Annotated in this window: 13 protein-coding genes; 7 read left to right on the top strand and 6 right to left on the bottom strand. The window is 56.0% G+C overall.

All coding sequences use genetic code 11. The annotated features are described in order from the left end of the window. Window positions 1-15 precede the first annotated feature (15 nt). The 3 genes from ACLHV8_RS10180 to ACLHV8_RS10170 all read right to left on the bottom strand — a co-directional run bounded on the left by ACLHV8_RS10180 (window position 16) and on the right by ACLHV8_RS10170 (window position 3,867). A complete protein-coding gene (locus ACLHV8_RS10180; protein ID WP_410376877.1) occupies window positions 16-1,671 on the bottom strand; it encodes a glucan biosynthesis protein D in 1,656 nt (551 codons plus the stop codon). 242 nt (window positions 1,672-1,913) lie between these two features. Next, a complete protein-coding gene (locus ACLHV8_RS10175; protein WP_049007271.1) occupies window positions 1,914-2,687 on the bottom strand; it encodes a transporter substrate-binding domain-containing protein in 774 nt (257 codons plus the stop codon). 10 nt (window positions 2,688-2,697) lie between these two features. Next, complete coding sequence (locus tag ACLHV8_RS10170; RefSeq protein ID WP_049007272.1) at window positions 2,698-3,867, bottom strand: pyridoxal phosphate-dependent aminotransferase; 1,170 nt, start codon at window positions 3,865-3,867, stop codon at window positions 2,698-2,700. Window positions 3,868-3,981: 114 nt separating this feature from the next. Here ACLHV8_RS10170 and ACLHV8_RS10165 point away from each other — a divergent pair, with 114 nt between their 5' ends. Further along, on the top strand, window positions 3,982-4,824 hold the full coding sequence (locus tag ACLHV8_RS10165; protein WP_208594752.1) for a LysR family transcriptional regulator: 843 nt from the start codon (window positions 3,982-3,984) through the stop codon (window positions 4,822-4,824). On the opposite strand, the gene ACLHV8_RS10160 is transcribed toward ACLHV8_RS10165, so the two are convergent. The 3 genes from ACLHV8_RS10160 to ACLHV8_RS10150 all read right to left on the bottom strand — a co-directional run bounded on the left by ACLHV8_RS10160 (window position 4,811) and on the right by ACLHV8_RS10150 (window position 8,068). Continuing rightward, on the bottom strand, window positions 4,811-6,316 hold the full coding sequence (locus tag ACLHV8_RS10160; protein WP_208594753.1) for a carboxylesterase/lipase family protein: 1,506 nt from the start codon (window positions 6,314-6,316) through the stop codon (window positions 4,811-4,813). The genes ACLHV8_RS10165 and ACLHV8_RS10160 overlap by 14 nt on opposite strands. A 43-nt stretch (window positions 6,317-6,359) precedes the next feature. Further along, window positions 6,360-7,703 carry a VOC family protein gene (locus tag ACLHV8_RS10155; protein ID WP_208594754.1) on the bottom strand — a complete coding sequence of 448 codons (1,344 nt, stop codon included), beginning with the start codon at window positions 7,701-7,703 and terminating at the stop codon, window positions 6,360-6,362. A gap of 203 nt (window positions 7,704-7,906) precedes the next feature. After that, complete coding sequence (locus ACLHV8_RS10150) at window positions 7,907-8,068, bottom strand: hypothetical protein (protein ID WP_164881334.1); 162 nt, start codon at window positions 8,066-8,068, stop codon at window positions 7,907-7,909. Between ACLHV8_RS10150 and ACLHV8_RS10145 the strand changes: the two genes are divergently transcribed. The 6 genes from ACLHV8_RS10145 (at window position 8,067) to ACLHV8_RS10120 (ending at window position 15,832) form a co-directional block, all read left to right on the top strand. Then, window positions 8,067-9,470: a cytochrome ubiquinol oxidase subunit I gene (locus ACLHV8_RS10145; RefSeq protein WP_208594755.1), complete on the top strand. Its 1,404-nt coding sequence runs from the start codon at window positions 8,067-8,069 to the stop codon at window positions 9,468-9,470. The genes ACLHV8_RS10150 and ACLHV8_RS10145 overlap by 2 nt on opposite strands. Beyond that, window positions 9,470-10,480, top strand: a complete 1,011-nt coding sequence (gene cydB / locus ACLHV8_RS10140; protein ID WP_208594756.1) for a cytochrome d ubiquinol oxidase subunit II — start codon at window positions 9,470-9,472, stop codon at window positions 10,478-10,480. Before ACLHV8_RS10145 ends, cydB begins: the two co-directional genes overlap by 1 nt. Before the next feature lie 270 nt (window positions 10,481-10,750). Continuing rightward, entirely contained in the window at window positions 10,751-11,140 is a 390-nt protein-coding gene (locus ACLHV8_RS10135) for a YdeI family stress tolerance OB fold protein (protein WP_208594757.1), read from the top strand. A 64-nt stretch (window positions 11,141-11,204) separates the two neighbouring features. Further along, window positions 11,205-12,089, top strand: coding sequence for an SDR family oxidoreductase (locus tag ACLHV8_RS10130; RefSeq protein ID WP_208594758.1), 885 nt, complete (start codon window positions 11,205-11,207; stop codon window positions 12,087-12,089). A 181-nt stretch (window positions 12,090-12,270) separates the two neighbouring features. Beyond that, window positions 12,271-13,194, top strand: a complete 924-nt coding sequence (locus tag ACLHV8_RS10125; RefSeq protein WP_028017465.1) for a LysR substrate-binding domain-containing protein — start codon at window positions 12,271-12,273, stop codon at window positions 13,192-13,194. 256 nt (window positions 13,195-13,450) lie between these two features. Beyond that, window positions 13,451-15,832, top strand: coding sequence for a glucose/quinate/shikimate family membrane-bound PQQ-dependent dehydrogenase (locus ACLHV8_RS10120; RefSeq protein WP_410376876.1), 2,382 nt, complete (start codon window positions 13,451-13,453; stop codon window positions 15,830-15,832). The last annotated feature ends 25 nt before the right edge of the window (window positions 15,833-15,857 follow it).

The following is a 15,857-nucleotide window of genomic DNA, read 5'->3' as shown; positions in this document are numbered from 1 at the left end:
CGCAGTTCAACTCGATTAACGCATTACCCTGTCATCAACGTACTGACGTTTATCCGGTGCTGGCGGGAAATACTGATACAGCCAGGTTTCACTGATGGCATCCCCCTGGCAGCGCAGGAACAAACGCATGTCCACTGGTTCGGTCGAATCCGATGTTGGATACCAGTCAAACAGAATGCGATAGCCGTCAAACGGTTCAACGTAAAGGATCTCAACCTGCTTCGCTTCACCGCTGGAGAGCGTAATGACCGGCTCGATGCCTTTTGGTGCAGACGCTTTCAGGTCGCCACCGACAAAGTCGATAGCGAAGCGACGGGCCCACACTTTCGGGTAATTTTCGCCGGGTGCCCACCCTTCCGGGAAGCCACCCATACCGGTGCGGGTCGCGAAGACCGTTGCCAGCGGAGAACGCACTGGCGGCATGGCGCTCCAGTAGAGGCGATATTTGAAGTCCAGCTCGTCGCCCGCTTTGACCGCTTTTTCTGGCTGCCAGAAGCAGACGACGTTATCCAGCGTTTCACCCGTAGTCGGGATCTCCATCAGGCCAACTGAGCCTTTGCCCCAGTCATTGCGCGGCTCAACCCACAGACTTGGGCGTTTGTTATACCAGCCCATCACGTCCTGATAGTGCGAGAAATCGCGATCAAGTTGCAGCAGGCCGAACCCTTTCGGATTCTTGTCCATATAGGCATTGAACTGCAGCTTCTGCGGGTTGTTCAGCGGACGACAGATCCACTCCCCGTTGCCGCGCCACATGGCCAGGCGGTCGGAGTCATGAATTTGCGGGTGAATGGTGTCACACATGCGGCGTTCGTTATTACCGCAGCTGAACATGCTGGTCATCGGCGCGATGCCGAGTTGCTTAATGTCTTTACGCGCATAGAGGTGGTTTTCCACCTCCATAATCACCTGGCTCTTCTCGCAGTGGATCACGAATTTATAAGCACCAGTGATGCTTGGGCTGTCCAGCAGCGTATAAACGGTAAAAGTGGTGTCGCCAGGTTTGACGGTTTCAAACCAGAACGAGGTGAAATCCGGGAACTCTTCCGGCGTGTCGGTAAAGGTATCCACCGCCAGACCACGTGCGGAAAGACCATATTGGTAGGTGTCATCAACCGCACGGAAATAGCTCGCACCGAGGAAAGAGACGATATCGCGACGCGCCAGTTCAGGGGCTTTAAACGCACGGAAGCCCGCAAAGCCGAGATCGCTTTGCCCTTCCAGCTGTTTGGTATCCACACCCGTTTCACCATAGCTGAACAGCTCCGGACGGAAGTGGATCTCGCGCGCCATAGAAGTAGACTGGTCCCGCGAGAACATCCGCACGCGACGACGGAAACCCATTCCCATATGGAAGAACTGCACGTCCAGTTGACGCCCTTCAATGTTATTCCACAGAGACTGCTTTTCATCGTAGCGGATGGCGTTGTACGCCTGCGGCGTCATGGTGGCCAGCGTGTCCGGCAGCGGGCGCGGCGCACCACCCCACGGGGTTTTCGCCAGGTCATGCGCCATGGATTGCAGTACGGAGAAATCAAAACGACGGCTCTGGCCGTCAGCAATGTCAGAGTCAGCAGCGTATGCCGCTTTGGAAAACAGAGAAGCAAGGCCAGATGTGCCGCTCAGGGCTGCCACTGCCAGCGAGCCTTTTAGAAAACGTCTGCGATTCATGCCTGGAAAAACGTCCTTATGGTCGTGTGAATGTGTTTCGCGCTCGGCGAAATGACGGCAAGAAAGAACGCACAGCCTAAACAAAAATGGTTAAGAATCCAATTGTTGGCCGGTGATTATATGAACAAAGTGTGAAATATTTTCTGTCGACCAGAACGGCCCGAAAGTGGTGTAAAGAAAGCCTGGAGAATGTGTAGAAAAATGCCCCGGCGCGACATCGTTCGCCGGGGCCAATGAGGCGGTTATTTTACGCTGACATCGATACCCGGGAAGTACTTATCAGCGAGTTTAGCGATCGTGCCGTCGGCACGTACTTTATCAATCGCGGCATCAAGTTGCTTTTTGGTGGCCTCGTCACCTTTACGCAACCCAAAACCGATCCCACTGCCGAGGATAGTGTCGTCAGACACCGGTTTGCCGATGAAGCCAAACCCTTTCCCCTGCGGCTTGCTGAGGAAACCTGCCTGCCCGGCCGCTGACATGACCAGCGAGGCGTCGATCCGACCATTCAGCAGATCGCCCCAGGCCATATTCTGATCTTTATAAGACACCACGGTGACACCCTGCTTTTCCCAGTGCTCTTTCGCATAGGTTTCCTGAATGGATCCCTGCAGCACACCAATGGTTTTTCCCTTCAGCCCTTCGGGAGTCGCCTCTACCGCCGTTCCGGCCTTACCGACCAGCTGCGACGGAATACGGTAGATCGGTTGGGTAAAATCAATGCTCTTGCGGCGCTGTTCGGTGATATTCATCGCCGAGTTGATCGCGTCGAATTTCTTCGCCACCAGCCCCGGAATCAACGCATCAAACGAGGTTTCAACCCAGGTGCACTTCAGCGCTGCGGCTTTACAAATGGCATTCCCCAGTTCAACGTCAAACCCTTCCAGTTCGCCCGCCGCATTACGGCTCTCAAACGGCGGATATTCCGCCTCCAGACCGTAACGCAGCTCGGTAGCCGCAAAGGAAGAAAAAGTACACAGCAATCCCATGCCGACAACTAACGCGCGTAATTTCATCCAATACTCCTCAGCGTGGTTTAACCCGACACAGGGCCTGGGCACCTGCCCGTAACGTCGCCTCATCTTTCGCAAAAGAGAGACGAATCAATTTATTATCCGTACCGTCCGCATAAAACGCCGACAGCGGAATGGTGGCAACACCGTACTCAACGATCAGCCGTTTCACCAGCTCGCTATCGCGCTCATCGCTAAACTGGCTGTAGTCCGCCAGCATAAAGAACGACCCGGCACTCGGCAACAGGGTAAACGGCGAATCCTCAAGCAGACTTTGCAGCAGATCGCGCTTACGCTGGTAAAACGCCGACAGCGACAGCCAGGTTTGCGGATCAACCATATGCTCAGCAAAGGCATGCTGCATTGGCGTATCGGCAGAAAACATTAAAAATTGATGGACTTTACAAATCTCGTCCATCAGTACCGCCGGGGCAACACAGTAACCCACACGCCACCCGGTAACGTGATAGGTTTTTCCGAAAGATGAGATAATCACGCTACGCTCCGCCAGCTGCGGGTGTGTAGCCATCCCGTGGTGCGGTTCACCATCAAAAACAACGTGTTCGTACACTTCGTCAGACAAAATAATGATATCGGTATTGCGCGTCAGCGCCGCCAGCTGCTGCAGGTCATTAGCTGAGAAAACCTGACCGCTCGGGTTGTGCGGGGTATTGATGATAATCATACGCGTACGCGGGGTGATCGCGGCACGCACTTCATCCCAGTTGACGGCAAAATCCGGCACCGTGAGTTTGATGGCGACCGGGGTTGCCCCCTGCAGGCGGACAATTGGCGCATAGCTGTCAAATGACGGTTCAAAATAGATCACCTCATCGCCCGGGTGCACCAGCCCGCTGATTGCCGAATAAAGTCCTTCGCTGGCGCTGGCGGTGACCAGCACCTCGCTACCTGGGTCATACTGCGTGCCGTAGAGGGTGGCAATTTTATCGGCAATGCGTTCTTTGAGCGGCTGCAGACCGGTCATCGCTGCATACTGGTTATGCCCTGCCTCCATTGCGCGGGTGACGCCCGCAATCAGCTTCGGGTCGCAGGAAAAGTTCGGTGCGCCCTGAGAAAGGTTAATCGCGTTATGCTGCGCCGAGAGCTGGCCGATAACGGTAAAAATGGTGGTACCCACATCAGGCAGTTTAGAGCGTGTTTGCACCGGCGTTCGTAAAGTCATCCTCTTTCCCTTCTCATGGACATTGCATAACTATTCAAACAACAAGTGAGTTGTCGGGACAATCGAATTGTTGTCATAATAGCCATGAGAAAAATGCATAGCTGAGGTGTTTATATGTCGCGCCGTTCGCTCCCGCTCAATGCCATCGACGCATTTTTAGTCACCGCGCGTCACCTGAACCTCACCCACGCCGCCGCTGAGCTTTGCCTGACACAGGGGGCAGTGAGCCGCAAGATCGCTTCCCTTGAAGCGTGGTTTGGCTTTCCGCTATTTGAGCGTCATGCGCGTGGGCTGCGGCTGTCACCGCAGGGAAGCGCCCTGTTGCCTGAACTGCAATCGTCTTTTGAGCAATTGCTGACGGTGGCCGGCCGGGCCCGCAGCCAGCAAACCGTCATCCGCTTAAAAGCCCCCACCTGCGCCATGCGCTGGCTGGTCCCCCGCCTGCTGGAGGTGGAGCGTGAACAGCCGGATCTGCAAATTGCATTGACCACCACCACCGATCACAACGTGAATTTCAAAACCGAATCTTACGACGCGGCCATCGTGTTCGGCACGCACATGAGTGCCGGCGACCTGCTGTTTGAAGAGGCGTTAACCCCGGTGCTTAGCCCTATGCGCGCGAGTGCCGCACTGGGTTCGTTGACATTTCTTCACCCCACAAGGGATAAGACAGACTGGTCATTGTGGCTGGCAAAACAGGAAGGCCCGGGCTTTGTTATGCACAAAAATCAACACTTCGATACGATGGATCTCGCCATTACGGCGGCCATTCAGGGGCTGGGCGTCGCCATTGCCGACGAAACGCTGGTAGAAGAAGATGTCCGTGCCGGAAGGCTAACGCGGCCCTATGAGACAAGTATAAAAACCGGCGCGAGCTACCGCCTGGTGCTGCGCGAAACGCCTGGCGAAGAAAATGGGCTGGCGGCGTTTCGCGCTTGTTTGCTTAGTCGAGGCTGACGTGATGTTTCATCACCCGCTTGAAGAGACTCATGCGGGCACGCATAAAGCGGTTTTCAAGCCTGAAACCTGCATGTTTATTCAATCCAATACGTAACAGAACGTCCCTCCCTTTGCGACATGCTGGCCAGTGCGTGGGGCCCGGCAGAATGTCGCGCCTCCCGGCGTCACGCGCGAAACTTACCCAATAATCGGCCACCTGGGCAGCAAACTGGAGATCGCGTGCATTAACATACTGACGCGACGGTTCTACCTGACCAAGCGTATCGAACACATAGGGAACTTCATTGCCATGCCAGGCGCCGTTGATGTATGTGTCATGTTCTGCTTCCGCGACATAGTCGAACCAGTAACGCCAGCACAATCCGCCGATGCGCTGTTGAGCCTGCATCACTACGTAGCCCATCGTGGTGAACGCCATATCGCGGCACACCTGTCGGCCCAGCTCTTCGTCCCCTTTGACGCCAGGATAGAGCAGCTTAATCAACCCCAGACCAAAGCGACGTTCGCGGCGCAGTTTCTGGATTTGCCCGGCAAGATCGATACCAAACACCGCCATCACGCTGGCTTCATCGCTGTTTGAGCCAATCATCACCGGCACAGGATGCTGTCGGGCGGCGAAGAAGACATCGAGCATCGCTTCCGGCAGCACGCAATCCCCGACGATGGGTGCCGGGGCAATGTTCAGCGGTGCGGTTAATGGCCAGAACGCGTCGGGCGGAATAGCGCGTAGCTCCTCGGCTGTCGCATTCTCCAGGCTAAAATGGGCGGCCAGCGCTTCCCCCTTCTGCAGTGCCTGCTCGCGCGGCGTGTCAGGTAAGGTGTAACCGCTTTGTACAATCGCCTTATGGAACAATCCTTCTGCCAATGGCGAGGCCAGCAGCGAAAGCACGCTGCGCGCGCCCGCGGATTCGCCAAACAGGGTCACGTTAGCAGGGTCGCCGCCAAACGCAGCAATGTTATCCCGCACCCATTCGAGCGCGGCGATCTGGTCCAGCAGGGCAAAATTATGCACAACGCGATATTCTTCGCCCTCCAGTGCAGGATGGGCAAAGAAGCCAAGATGACCGAGGCGATAGTTGATCGTGACTACAACAACACCGCGCATTGCCAGCGCTTTGCCGTTATAGGGCGGCAGCCCCCCGGCACCAATGGTAAACCCGCCGCCGTGCAGCCAGACCATCACCGGAAGCGATTCCGCGCGCTCTTTGGGAGACCAGACGTTGAGATAGAGACAATCTTCAGAAAACTGGCCCGGATCGCCGCCGCCTAGCTCCTGACAATACTCGCTGCTTTGCCAGCTTGAGGCCGAAAAGGTGGTGGCTTCGCGAAGTCCATCCCACGGTTCAGGCCGCCGCGGGGAACGCCAGCGCCACTCGCCCACGGGCGGTGCGGCGTAGGGAATACCGCACCAGACATGGACATTTTCATCGGTTAAACCAGACAGTGCGCCGCAGCGCGTTTCAACCACAGGGGCGGAAGGATTTTGCATAACGACCTTAATTTTTCCATCACACCCCAGCAGAGTAACGGTTTCAGAGCAAACCGCAACGCTGTTTGCTTCGTACTTCAGCCTCCTGATAGAGCGTAAACTCGTCATACACCGGGCAGCCCAGCGCCGCTTCAAAGGCATCGCGGCTGGCATTTCCGTGGCTGCGCGCCTGGGTTTCGTTCCCGAGATTGGACTGGAATATCCCGGCAGCGCTGACCGGCAGGAAATCTTCGTAGGTAATCGGCTGAGCGACCACCCACCCACGTTCGATCAGCGGCTGCGGATCGTCTCCGGGACGAAACGCGTGGCGATGCGCTTCCCCCGCAGGCGTCAGACGATAGCGGAAATAGGCCAGCTCCTGACGACGCATTAGCATTTCGCTGTCCGGGAAAGCGTTAAAGATCTCCCGCAAATGCAGCTGGTGGGTCAGGTTATCTTTACCGGTACCGGCCTGTGCGAGCAGGCTATCGTACAGTTCACGGCCTTTTGGCGTCAGCGCCACGCCGCGCTGTTCAATTTCACCAAACCGCGCGGTATGTGTGCCTTTATGTTCTCCGGCAAACAGCACTGGTTCTTCAAGCGCCTTAAAGCTGGTCTGTCGTAAGAGCACAGGCACTTCGCGACGAGGAGGTCCTTCGATCAGCACTTTTGGTTCTATACCATACTTCGGCATCAGCTCCTGCACCCGGTCAATATCCAGGGTACGCGGCGTGAGGTGGTTAATGTGGCAGCCCGGGAAGCAAACCACATCGGCAATCAGCCGGTGTTCGTTGTGCAGGGCCAGATAGGTTTCCTGATCGACCGTCGCATGACGATGCCAGCGGAAGGTTTCCAGCGCTTCCTGCACAAATTCGTGCGCCTGTGCGTCAGTAAACTGCCCTTCCGACTCATGGAGCTCGATCAGCGCCAGACAGCTTGGGGTAAAGATGTTCCGGTGAGACAGGATCTCCGCCGCGCGTTCACGCAGCGCAACGTTTTCAATCAGCTCAAGACGCAGTAGCGAGGTAAAGATACGAAACGGATTACGGCACAGCGCCGCATCGTCTATCGGACGAAACGCCGTGGAGTGGACCGGCACCCCCGCCTGAGAGAGATCGTAATAGCTGACCGGGTACATGCCCATGATGGCAAACATACGACGCAGGGTTGATAGTTCCTGTGCCGTGCCGACGCGGATCGCCCCGTGGCGCTCCACGTTCAGGCGCGCCAGTTCATCGGCATTAGCCAGTTGTTCATGTAATAGCGGGTTATTTTCCAGAACCGCCAGGTTTACGTCTGCGACCAGTTCGAGCAAAGTGCCGTATTGCGGAACTTCCTGCTGGTACATCGCCGACATAGCCTGCGAAAAGCGTTCCCGAATGTCATCAGCCGTGATGGTGTTCGCCATGATGTCATGCCTCCAGTGAATATTACCTGGAGTGTAGAGAAACCCGTTCCTTCCTGGGGGAAGAATTTCTGATTTGTGATCTTAAGACGACAGTGGTCAAACCGTGTGCTACTGGCCCCCTGAACAACCCCAAACGGAACCATTATTTTATCCTCACACTGTCTCCAGACGAGGATTATGCCAACAGGGTCTACACTCTATCTTTAGGTAAAGAGGTTCGCGGAAGTTGGCACGGCGATCCGCATTCCGACCTGCTCACCGTGGCCGATTGCGGCACCGGTATCAAAAACCGTAATCGGTTTTGCCTGGTAGCAAAAAGCAGCCCGGCGATGCGCGTGCCCCATCGTTTCAGAGGTACGGACCATGTTCGCACTTGATGCATTCCATTTAGCAAGAATTCAGTTCGCTTTTACCGTCTCGTTCCACATCCTGTTTCCTGCGATCACCATCGGGCTCGCCAGCTATCTGGTGGTGCTGGAGGGCATGTGGCTGCGCACCAAAAACGACGTCTGGCGATCGCTGTACCATTTCTGGCTCAAGATATTTGCCGTTAACTTCGGGATGGGCGTCGTTTCCGGTCTGGTCATGGCGTATCAGTTTGGCACCAACTGGAGCGGCTTCTCACAGTTCGCCGGCAGTATTACCGGCCCACTCCTGACCTATGAGGTGTTAACCGCCTTCTTCCTGGAAGCCGGTTTCCTTGGCGTCATGATGTTCGGCAGGAATAAGGTCGGTCCGGGTCTGCACTTCTTTTCAACCTGCATGGTGGCGCTCGGCACGCTGATGTCGACCTTCTGGATCCTCGCCTCCAACAGCTGGATGCATACCCCGCAGGGTTTCACTATCGATAACGGGCAGGTTATCCCGCAGGACTGGCTGGCGATTGTCTTTAACCCCTCGTTCCCTTACCGCCTTATTCATATGGCTATCGCCGCTTTTTTGAGCAGCGCGCTGTTTGTCGGGGCATCGGGCGCATGGCATCTGCTGCGCGGTAACGATACCCCCGCCGTTCGCACCATGTTTTCGATGGCGATGTGGATGGCGCTGGTGGTCGCGCCCATTCAGGCGGTGGTGGGCGATATGCACGGCCTGAACACGCTTGAGCATCAGCCGGCAAAAATTGCCGCCATTGAGGGGCACTGGGAAAATCCTCCCGGCGAGGCTACCCCGCTGCTGCTGTTTGGCCTGCCGGATATGGACGAGGAGCGCACCAAATACGGTCTGGAAATCCCCGCGCTCGGCAGCCTTATCCTGACGCACAGCCTGGATAAGCAGGTCCCGGCGCTGAAAGACTTTCCGAAAGAAGATCGCCCAAACTCAACCATTGTTTTCTGGTCGTTCCGCGTGATGGTCGGGATGGGACTGCTGATGATTACCCTTGGTCTTATCAGCGTCTGGCTGCGCTATCGCCATCGACTTTACCACTCGCGCCCGTTCCACTGGTTTGCCCTCTGCATGGGGCCTGCCGGGCTACTGGCGCTGCTCGCCGGATGGGTAACCACCGAAGTGGGACGTCAGCCGTGGGTCGTCTATGGCTACCTTCGCACCATCGACGCGGTATCGCTGCACAGCACCTTGCAGATGAGCATCAGCCTGCTGGCGTTCTTCGTCGTCTACTCGTCGGTGTTTGGCGTAGGCTATGTCTATCTCATCCGGCTGATTAAGAAAGGTCCTCAGCCCGTCGATACGCTGACGTCAAACACCTCGGGCACGCCTGCCCGTCCGCTGTCTGCCGCTGAGTCTGTTCCGGAAGAGGAGAAAATCTGATGGGTGTCGATATCTCAGTGATTTGGTTTGCCATCATCGTGTTTGCCACGCTGATGTACATCATTATGGATGGCTTCGATCTGGGCATTGGCCTGCTGTTTAACTTCGTGGGCGATGCCAGAGAGCGCGATGTGATGGTCAACAGCGTGGCGCCCGTCTGGGACGGTAACGAGACCTGGCTGGTACTCGGCGGCGCGGGGCTCTTCGGCGCATTTCCGCTGGCCTATGCGGTCATTATTGATGCGCTGACGATCCCCCTCACCGCGATGCTGATCGGCCTCATTTTTCGCGGCGTCGCCTTTGAGTTCCGCTTCAAAGCCACCCCCTCACACCGCAAGTTCTGGGACTACTCCTTTGCTGGCGGCTCCCTGCTCGCCACCTTCAGCCAGGGCGTGGTGGTGGGGGCGATGATAAACGGCTTCGACGTGGAGGGACGGCGGTTTGTTGGCTCGGCGCTGGACTGGCTCACACCCTTTAACCTCTTCTGCGGCATCGGTCTGGTCGTCGCCTACACGCTGCTGGGCACAACCTGGCTCATTATGAAAAGCGAAGGCGCGTTGCAGGTCCGTATGCGCGAGCTGACCCGCCACGTGCTGCTGGCGCTGATAGTGGTAATTGCGGTGGTGAGCGTCTGGACGCCGCTCGGCTGGCAGTACGTGGCCGACCGCTGGTTTACCCTACCCAACTTCTTCTGGTTCCTGCCGGTTCCTCTGCTGGTCGGGATCTTCAGCGTGTTGATCTGGCGCCTGACCCGCAATCCGACCAGCCACGTGCGCCCTTTTCTGCTGACGCTGGGACTTATTTTCCTCGGGTTTAGCGGACTGGGCATCAGCCTCTGGCCGAACATTATTCCGCCGCGTATCACCCTGTGGGAGGCCGCAGCCCCGCCTGCCAGCCAGCTGTTTATGCTGGTCGGGACATTACTGATTATTCCGGTGATCCTGGTGTACACCGCCTGGAGCTACTACGTCTTCCGGGGCAAGGTTTCGGATACCGAAGGCTATCACTGAGGAACGCCATGACGGCGGACTGTTGTCGCGAAAAAGAATGTTTCTCTGTCCGCCTGTCATTTCTCGAAAGGAATATTCGAAATATATACATGGCGTTCAATCATGGCATATTTAATTTCACGCATACCTGTATAGCAATTATTATGGCAGCCAATAGCAAAATATCCTCGACTTTTAAGGTACGTGTTTTTAGGACTTATCACATTTGCCCCATAAAGGAATAGCAATAATACTTAATAATTCAATACACCCAAAGATGAAGGATATCAGATGAAATTATCATCCGCTTTCGCTTTAGTGATATTTCTGGCTCCGACCGCATGGGCAGATAATAACGGCGGATTACAAAAAGGCGAAGCCCCAACGCCACCTCATTCGCTGGATAGCGGATATCGCGGAACCGACGATGCGCGCATTATGACAATCACTCAGGCAAAACAAATGCACGATGGTGCAACAATTTCATTGCGCGGTAATCTTATTGACGGTAGCGGCGATAAATTTGTATTTCAGGATAAAACCGGAAAAATCGACGTTATTATTCCCCAGACAGTCTTCGAGGGCAGAACGGTAAAACCCGACCAGATGATCGGTATTAACGGTTCGCTTGATAAAAAATCATCCCCTGCCGTCGTCCGCGTAGATCGTTTGCAGAAATAATTCAGCGAAGCGTTAACGCTGCAGTTATCCATCAAATCTCACCCCTTGGCTTAAGGAGTCAGCTATGAGCGATACCCAACAACGTACGAACGCTTACCCACACCCCCCGTTCCCGGAACAGCCGCAAACGCCGCCGGGACTGGCATCCGAAATGCAACCTGTACCTGACCATGGGGAAACCAGTTACAAAGGGCATGGACGCCTCACCGGAAAAAAAGCGCTGATAACCGGAGGAGACTCCGGTATTGGACGTGCGGTGGCGATTGCCTATGCCCGTGAAGGTGCCGATATTGCCATCAACTACCTGCCGGAAGAGGAGCAGGACGCGGTAGCCGTTATTGACCTGATTAAAGCTGAAGGCCGCACTGCCGTCGCGCTTCCGGGCGATATCAGGGACGAAACCTTCTGCCAGAACCTGGTTGATGAGGCCGCCACCCAACTTGGCGGGCTGGATATTCTGGTGAATAACGCCGGTCGCCAGCAGTTCCGGGAATCAATTGAGGAACTGACCACCGAAGAATTCGACGCGACGTTTAAAACGAACGTGTATGCCCCTTTCTGGATCACCAAAGCCGCTCTGCGCCACCTGAAAGCCTCATCCGTTATCATTAATACCTCCTCCGTGCAGGCGGTGAAGCCCAGCCCCGTACTGCTGGACTATGCCCAGACGAAAGCCTGTCTGGCGGTATTTACCAAAGCATTAGCCAAACAGTTGGGTCCGAAAGGCATTCGCGTCAACGCGGTCGCCCCTGGCCCTTACTGGACTGTGCTGCAATCCAGCGGCGGGCAACCGATGGAAAAAGTGAAGGAGTTCGGTGGCGACACCCCGCTGGGGCGTCCGGGCCAGCCCGTCGAGATTGCACCATTGTACGTCACGCTGGCCTCGGATGAATGTTCCTTTACGTCCGGCCAGGTGTGGTGCTCTGACGGCGGTGACGGCGTGATCTAAATCGGTTAGCCACTCCTCTCCTGAATGCGCAATAAATGAACACGGACGTTCGCTTTTGTGCCCCCGTCGAAAAACATGTTGTAACTCAAACAGATCAAATGTTAAAAATATTTTGCTATCAGGTTATCAAAATTAAACAACTTAACTTGTCACCCGCATCGCTCTGTTTTTAACATCGCCTATGGAAAAAAATGGTCTGTTCAGTCAGCGCATACGCTTGCGCCATTTGCATACATTTGTGGCCGTCGCTCAACAGGGAACGCTGGGGCGTGCGGCTGAAACTCTTAACCTGAGCCAGCCTGCTCTCTCGAAAACGCTGAATGAGCTGGAACAACTTACCGGTACACGTCTTTTTGACCGTGGTCGTCTGGGGGCACAACTGACCCTGGTGGGCGAGCAATTTCTCACGCACGCCGTAAAAGTGCTTGATGCCCTCAACACCGCGGGCCAGTCCCTCAATCGCAAAGAAGAGCACGCCAGCGAAGTTGTGCGCGTGGGAGCCCTGCCTACCGCTGCACTGGGTATTCTTCCTCCGGTCATCGGTCAGTTCCACAAACAGCAAAGACATACCACGATTCAGGTTGCCACCATGAATAACACCATGCTGCTCGCGGGGCTGAAATCAGGTGAACTGGATCTTGGCATCGGTCGAATGTCCGATCCTGAACTGATGGGTGGTCTGAATTACGAACTGTTGTTCCTGGAATCACTGAAGCTGGTTGTGCGTCCTGACCACCCTCTGTTGCAGGATACCGTGACGTTAAGCCGCGTCATGGAGTGGCCTGTGGTGGTCTGCCCTAAAGGGACGGTCCCGCGAGACACCGCCGAGACACTGCTTAAAATGCAGGGATGTTCGCTGCCTTCGGGTTGTATCGAAACGCTTTCGGCCTCGCTTTCACGCCAGCTTACTCTGGATTATGACTACGTCTGGTTCGTTCCCTCCGGCGCGGTAAAAGATGATTTACGCCAGGGTACGCTTACCGCACTGCCGGTGACGTCGCCTGGCGCCGGTGAACCCATCGGTATTCTGACGCGGGTAGATACCCCGCTTTCCACAGGCGCACAGACGCTGCTGAGCGCCATTCGCAAATCTATGCCGGTCTAGAAACCCTTCCCCTCACTCTACCCCTCTCCCCAAAGGGGGCGAGGGGCAGTCCTGTGCTCTAATCAATTAATGCGAAATTATTCATTAACAATTGCGTAAAACAATTTAACAGTTTTATCATACCTGTGAATTCACCAAATGGTTCGCAAATCATTTTACAAACCCGAATTCACTCGTATTTATCATTACCCCCTCTGCAATTATTACCCAACTGGTACATTTCCGGCACGGCGGGGGGATCTAAAGGAGACAGAAAATGGCATTTGGCAGCGCGCCGCGCGGGATACCTCGTATTCTGCAGTGGCTACTTGCCGGACTGATGATGCTCATCGGTCTGGCCGTCGGCGGGTTGGGCTTTAAGCTCGCCTCCGTAGGTGGAAGTTGGTACTTCATGATAATGGGCGTGGTGATGGTGATTGCCGCGATCCTCATTTTTACCAGTCGCACCAGTGGGATAGTGCTTTATAGCATCGCGTTTATCGCCTCGCTGTTCTGGGCGGTAAGCGATGCGGGCTGGGATTTCTGGCCGCTCTTCTCCCGCCTCTTTACGTTTGCCGTACTGGCATTCCTCTGCGCCATCGTGTGGCCTTTTCTGCGTGCAGCAAACCATAACGCACCGAACAAGGCTCCCGCTTTTGGTATCGCAGCCGTGCTTGCGGTGGCTATGCTGGTCAGCCTGGGCTGGATGTTTAAACCGCAAACCCTCGTGGCGGCTAACGAGCCCGTTCCGGTTAAACCCGTCGCACCCGGCGAGCAGCAAAAAAACTGGGAGCACTGGGGCAACACCACGCACGGCGACCGCTTCGCCGCGCTGGACCAGATTAACAAGCAGAATGTCAGTGACCTGAAAGTTGCCTGGGTTGCACACACGGGTGATATCCCGCAGAGCAATGGTTCTGGCGCGGAAGATCAAAACACGCCATTGCAGATTGGCGACACGCTGTATGTCTGTACGCCATACAGTAAAGTGCTGGCGCTGGATGTCGACTCAGGTAAAGAGAAGTGGCGCTATGATTCCAAAGCCACGGCACCTAACTGGCAGCGTTGTCGTGGGCTGGGCTATTTTGAGGATCGGTCTTCAGTGACAACGTCACAGGTTGAGACACAGCCTGCCGCGTGCCCTCGCCGCCTGTTCCTGCCCACTACTGATGCCCGCCTGATTGCCATCAACGCGGATACCGGTAAGGTCTGCGAAGACTTTGGCGACCATGGCACCGTTGACCTGAGCGTCGGCATGGGCGAGATCAAGCCGGGCTACTATCAGCAAACGTCTACGCCGCTGGTTGCCGGGAATGTTGTTGTCGTCGGCGGTCGCGTCGCGGATAACTACTCCACCGGCGAACCGCCGGGCGTGGTGCGCGCGTATGACGTTCACACCGGTAAACTGGCGTGGGCGTGGGATCCGGGTAACCCTAACCTGACCGGCCTGCCGCCGAAAGGCCAGACCTACACGCGCGGTACGCCGAACGTCTGGTCTGCGATGTCTTATGACGCCAAACTGAACCTGATCTACCTGCCAACCGGCAACGCCACCCCGGATTTCTGGGCAGGTGAACGTACCGCGCTGGATGATAAATACAGCTCATCTATCGTGGCGGTTGATGCAGCCACCGGTCAGGTCCGCTGGCATTTCCAGACCACCCACCACGACCTGTGGGACTTTGATCTGCCTTCCCAGCCGCTGCTGTACGACCTGCCCGACGGTAAGGGCGGTACCACGCCTGTACTGGTGCAGACCAGCAAGCAGGGTATGATCTTCATGCTCAACCGCGAAACCGGTAAGCCGGTGGCGAAGGTTGAGGAGCGTCCTGTCCCGGCGGGTAACGTCGAAGGTGAGCGCTACTCTCCAACCCAGCCGTATTCTGTTGGTATGCCGATGATTGGCAACCAGACGCTGACCGAGTCCGACATGTGGGGGGCGACGCCTGTCGACCTGCTGCTGTGCCGTATTCAGTTCAAGGAGATGCGCCATCAGGGCGTCTTCACCCCACCAGGTCTCGACCGTTCCCTGCAGTTCCCTGGCTCGCTCGGCGGGATGAACTGGGGCAGCGTCTCCGTTGACCCGAACAACAGCCTGATGTTCGTCAACGATATGCGCCTGGGGCTGGCAAACTACATGGTACCGCGCGCTAACGTGGCGAAAAACGCCAGCGGCATCGAGATGGGTATCGTACCAATGGATGGAACGCCTTTCGGTGCCATGCGCGAACGTTTCCTGTCGCCGCTGGGCATTCCGTGCCAGAAGCCGCCGTTTGGCACCATGTCAGCCGTTGACCTGAAAACCGGCAAGCTGGTGTGGCAGGTTCCTGTCGGTACGGTGGAAGATACCGGCCCGCTGGGCATTCGTATGCATATGCCGATCCCAATTGGTATGCCGACACTGGGTGCGTCACTCTCTACTCAGTCTGGTCTGCTGTTCTTTGCCGGCACTCAGGACTTCTACCTGCGCGCGTTTGATACCGCCACCGGGAAAGAGATCTGGAAAGACCGTCTGCCGGTGGGCAGCCAGTCCGGCCCGATGACCTACGTGTCGCCGAAAACCGGCAAACAGTACATCATCATTAACGCCGGTGGTGCCCGTCAGTCACCGGATCGCGGTGATTACGTTATCGCGTATGCCTTACCCGATAAGAAGTAACAGATGAAAAAAGGGACCGAAAGGT

It is taken from the genome of Enterobacter sp. CPE_E863, assembly GCF_046521465.1.
Lineage (GTDB): Bacteria > Pseudomonadota > Gammaproteobacteria > Enterobacterales > Enterobacteriaceae > Enterobacter > Enterobacter adelaidei.
Note: the sequence above shows the minus strand (reverse complement) of the source record. Positions and strands in the feature narration are given on the sequence as shown.

Bases quoted from the DNA above. Each gene is read 5' to 3' on its own strand.
- cydB (WP_208594756.1), top strand. From the start codon at position 9,470: ATGGGTGTCGATATCTCAGTGATTTGGTTTGCCATCATCGTGTTTGCC.
- ACLHV8_RS10180 (WP_410376877.1), bottom strand. From the start codon at position 1,671: ATGAATCGCAGACGTTTTCTAAAAGGCTCGCTGGCAGTGGCAGCCCTG.
- ACLHV8_RS10145 (WP_208594755.1), top strand. From the start codon at position 8,067: ATGTTCGCACTTGATGCATTCCATTTAGCAAGAATTCAGTTCGCTTTT.
- ACLHV8_RS10175 (WP_049007271.1), bottom strand. From the start codon at position 2,687: ATGAAATTACGCGCGTTAGTTGTCGGCATGGGATTGCTGTGTACTTTT.
- ACLHV8_RS10150 (WP_164881334.1), bottom strand. From the start codon at position 8,068: ATGGTCCGTACCTCTGAAACGATGGGGCACGCGCATCGCCGGGCTGCT.
- ACLHV8_RS10160 (WP_208594753.1), bottom strand. From the start codon at position 6,316: ATGCAAAATCCTTCCGCCCCTGTGGTTGAAACGCGCTGCGGCGCACTG.
- ACLHV8_RS10170 (WP_049007272.1), bottom strand. From the start codon at position 3,867: ATGACTTTACGAACGCCGGTGCAAACACGCTCTAAACTGCCTGATGTG.
- ACLHV8_RS10130 (WP_208594758.1), top strand. From the start codon at position 11,205: ATGAGCGATACCCAACAACGTACGAACGCTTACCCACACCCCCCGTTC.
- ACLHV8_RS10125 (WP_028017465.1), top strand. From the start codon at position 12,271: ATGGAAAAAAATGGTCTGTTCAGTCAGCGCATACGCTTGCGCCATTTG.
- ACLHV8_RS10155 (WP_208594754.1), bottom strand. From the start codon at position 7,703: ATGGCGAACACCATCACGGCTGATGACATTCGGGAACGCTTTTCGCAG.
- ACLHV8_RS10135 (WP_208594757.1), top strand. From the start codon at position 10,751: ATGAAATTATCATCCGCTTTCGCTTTAGTGATATTTCTGGCTCCGACC.
- ACLHV8_RS10165 (WP_208594752.1), top strand. From the start codon at position 3,982: ATGTCGCGCCGTTCGCTCCCGCTCAATGCCATCGACGCATTTTTAGTC.
- ACLHV8_RS10120 (WP_410376876.1), top strand. From the start codon at position 13,451: ATGGCATTTGGCAGCGCGCCGCGCGGGATACCTCGTATTCTGCAGTGG.